The organism is Bacillus sp. P14.5, from assembly GCF_003316765.1.
In the GTDB taxonomy this organism is placed as follows: Bacteria; Bacillota; Bacilli; order Bacillales; family Bacillaceae_B; genus Rossellomorea.
Genome location: NZ_NIJF01000108.1, coordinates 1 through 3,562 on the forward strand (window position 1 = coordinate 1; position 3,562 = coordinate 3,562).

Sequence of the window (3,562 nt, forward strand, 5' to 3'; positions counted from 1 at the left end):
CCGGTGCCGACCGCTTTCGCATACGCTTCTTTCGCCGCAAACCGTCCGGCGATGAACTCAATGCGGCGTTGTTCCGGATAGGCGTCCGCGAGCGCCCGTTCGGCTTCGGTCAATAGACGCGTGACGAAACGGTCATTTTTGATTGAGCGAGCAATCCGCTCGAGCTCGACGATATCGATTCCGATTCCCACAATCACAGGACACTCGCTCCTTTCCTTTTCACTCGTTTCCTTATACAATTAAGGAAAGAGGTGATGCTATGTTTAGTCGTACTGAGAATGTTCAAACGTTCGTCCGGGCGTATCCGCTCGTAACGCTGTTCATTGTAATCCAACTGCTCGTGTTTGTCATCGATTCTTTGGTCCCCGACCTCCGAATTGTCGCACTCGGCGGGTCATTCCATCTCGCGCTCGCCCAAGGGGAATGGTACCGTCTCTTGACGGCCAACTTCATCCACTTAGGGCTCGGTCATTTGCTGTTCAACTCGTTCGCTTTAATTATCTTCGGTCCTGCCATGGAACGCATGGTCGGCCACATCAAATTCGCTGTGTTTTATATCGTGGCCGGTGTGCTTGCCAACTTGCTCACGTTCTTCACGGTGAGTGAACTGTTTTACCTGCAAGCCGGTGCGTCAGGTGCGATTTTAGCGATTCTTGGCTTCTATGTGTACATCGGCCGGTTCCGCCGGACGCTCATCTATAGCCAGGACGCTCGACTCGTCTATATCTTCGTCGCCATCAGCGCCGTGTTCACGCTCATCGGGGCGAACGTATCACTGTGGGGACATGTGTATGGCTTCCTCGCCGGGTTCGTGCTCGCGATTCCGCTCTCCCGGTTCGCGGTCCCGTACTCACGCCCGCTCCGTTACGGGAAGTACAAGCCGCGCAAATATTCTCCGCCGATCATCCATACGGGTGAAGGCAAATGGATTTTCTACGTGATTGTCGGACTGGCCGTGTTCGGTCTGTTCGCCCGCTTCCTATGACAGCAATAAAGAGAGGACTCGCCAAAGCGGCGAATCCTCTCTTTTTCGTTTAGGCGAGCAAGGTGAGCATGAGCGCCTTTTGCGCATGCAATCGATTCTCGGCTTGATCGAACACGACCGATTGCGGACCGTCGATCACGTCGGCCGTCACTTCCTCACCGCGGTGGGCCGGGAGGCAGTGCAAGAAAATCGCATCTGACTTCGCTTGTTGCATGAGGGCAGCATCGACTTGGAACGCCGCGAACTGCGTCAAGCGCTCCGCCGCTTCCGCTTCTTGCCCCATGCTGGCGAACACATCTGTGTAAATGACGTCCGCACCCGAGGCGGCAGCGACCGGGTCTTGCCACAACGTGACGCTACCTCCTGTCGTCGCCGCGAGTTCGTTCGCCCGTTCAAAATGTCGTTCTCGACCGTGTACGCTTCCGGCGAGGCGATACGGATGTGCATGCCGCTGAGCGCGCCGCCGATCATGAGCGAGTGTGCCATGTTGTTGCCGTCCCCGATGTACGTCAACGTTTTCCCGGTTCTCGTGCCGAACACTTCTTCGACCGTCAGCAAATCGGCGAGCACTTGGCACGGGTGATGCGAATCGGTCAATCCGTTGATGATGGGGATCGTACCCGCCGCAGCGAGCGTCTCGACCGTCTCATGCGCGTACGTCCGAATCATGAGCGCGTCGACATAGCGACTCATCACTTGAATCGTATCTGTCAGCGGTTCCCCGCGTCCAATCTGTAAATCACTGCTGCTCAAGAAGAGCGGATAACCGCCGAGTTCGACGACACCGACCTCGAACGACATCCGGGTCCGCGTCGATGCCTTCTCAAACAAGAGCGCCACTTTCTTGCCGGCGAGCGCTGACTGAAACGCTTCCGGCTGTCGTTTCACCTCGGCCGCGAGTTTGAGCAAGTCGTCGAGTGCGGACGGAGTCAGTTCCTCGAGTGTCAGTAGATGATTGATCGTTTTCGTCGTCATAATGGTAGTTTCTCTCCTGTCTGCATCGTTTGAAGTGAACGGACCGGCATCGGTTCCGCTTGCATCGCTTGTTGATAATAATCGGCGAGATGTGTCTCCGAGATGACGTGGACGCCGTTTCGGACCGCCATCTCACGCACTGCTTGTTCTTCTGGTACGTTCGAGAATAAGACCGACACGTTTCGGAACTCGGTCGTCTCATCGAGCGCTCGGTCACCATAGGACGACCAACCTTGACCGACCACGGTCTCGGCTCGATTCATGACGCGCGTCGTTGTCGCATCGTGACAGAACCGTTCGGACACGTAAGGGGTCATGCTGAACTGAAGCGTCTCCCCGGTCGAACGCATGACCGGTCCGGTGAGCGGGTCGACGCCCGGTAATTTCAAACTCGAAAACACCGGTGTCTTGATGGCATAACCGTTTAACGCAGAACGTGTGACTGGGACGACGGTTTGCAACTCATGGCCGAACGCGGCGAGCGTCGCCCATTCGATGAGCGGTTCGCCCGTCACTTTACTGACGATTGGCACGGTCCGTGACGCGCGTGGATTGATCTCGAGCACATAGATGACATCGTCCTTTTTAAGACCAATTGGATGTTGAGCGCCCCTTTGTACGCGAGCGCCTGCCCGATCGTTTGGACGATGGCTTCAATCTCCGTTTGTTGCGCGAGGGACGTCTTGACCGGTGGTAGTATCATCGTCGAGTCGCCTGAATGGACACCGGCAGCCTCAATCTGTTCGAGCAAGGCCGGGACGTAGACGGTCTTCCCATCGGTGACACAGTCGACCTCGAGCTCACGCCCATTGACATACGCATCTACGAGAAGTGGGTAGTTCAAACTCGGGGCGATCCGCACCAAGTCCTCATTCGTCCGGATGATGTACATCCCTTTCCCACCGATGACGTAGGAGGGACGAACGACACATGGGTAGCCGAGACGATTGATCGCGGACGTCAACTCCTCAGCTGACCCGACCTCTTCTCCAGGAATATGCGCCACACCGATACCGTCGAGGAACTGATAGAAGCGATCCCGGTCTTCCATTTGATCGATGACATCAGCCGAGGCACCGAGCAGGCGATATCCTTTGTCTTCTAACGCATGCGCGAGCGCAATCCCGGTCTGACCGCCGAACTGAATCAACACGTCCTGACATCCTTCGGCCTCCAACACGTGTACGACATCTTCAATCGTCAACGGTTCGACGTACAATTTGTCGGCGACCGTAAAGTCGGTCGACACGGTCTCCGGGTTATTGTTGATCATAATCGTCTCGACCCCGAGCTTTTGAAGCGCCCAGACGGCATGTACCGAACTGTAATCAAACTCGATGCCTTGCCCGATGCGAATCGGACCGGATCCGATGATGGCGACTTTCGGACGTTCGCTCGGCACGACTTCAGATGTCCCGTGCCACGTCCCGTAAAAGTAAGGCGTACGGCTCTCGAACTCGGCGGCACACGTATCGATCATTTGATAGATCGGGGTAATGGCATGGGCCTTCCGAAGCGCTGCGATGGCGTCGGCGGTGACATTCAGCTTGTTAGCGATTTGTTCGTCAGTAAAGCCGAACCGTTTCGCTTGCAGCAAATTTT

At 56.1% G+C, this 3,562-nt stretch carries 2 protein-coding genes and 2 pseudogenes; 1 reads left to right on the plus strand and 3 read right to left on the minus strand.

The window, feature by feature from the left end:
* On the minus strand, positions 1-197 hold a 197-nt coding region (acpS, locus tag B9Z54_RS21750), incomplete at its 3' end, for a holo-ACP synthase (protein WP_113930456.1).
* A gap of 62 nt (positions 198-259) precedes the next feature.
* Here acpS and B9Z54_RS21755 point away from each other — a divergent pair.
* The gene (locus tag B9Z54_RS21755) at positions 260-985 is read left to right on the plus strand and encodes a rhomboid family intramembrane serine protease (RefSeq protein WP_021068178.1); all 726 of its coding nucleotides are present in this window, start codon (positions 260-262) and stop codon (positions 983-985) included.
* 49 nt (positions 986-1,034) lie between these two features.
* On the opposite strand, the pseudogene argF reads toward B9Z54_RS21755, so the two are convergent.
* Together argF and B9Z54_RS26770 are read right to left on the minus strand one after the other, a co-directional pair.
* Positions 1,035-1,960 (minus strand): annotated as a pseudogene (gene argF, locus B9Z54_RS21760) (ornithine carbamoyltransferase).
* Positions 1,957-3,440, minus strand: a pseudogene (locus tag B9Z54_RS26770) (carbamoyl phosphate synthase preATP-grasp domain-containing protein). Before B9Z54_RS26770 ends, argF begins: the two co-directional pseudogenes overlap by 4 nt.
* Positions 3,441-3,562 lie beyond the last annotated feature (122 nt).

Coding starts and splice junctions, on each gene's coding strand:
- B9Z54_RS21755 (WP_021068178.1), top strand. CDS start 260: ATGTTTAGTCGTACTGAGAATGTTCAAACGTTCGTCCGGGCGTATCCG.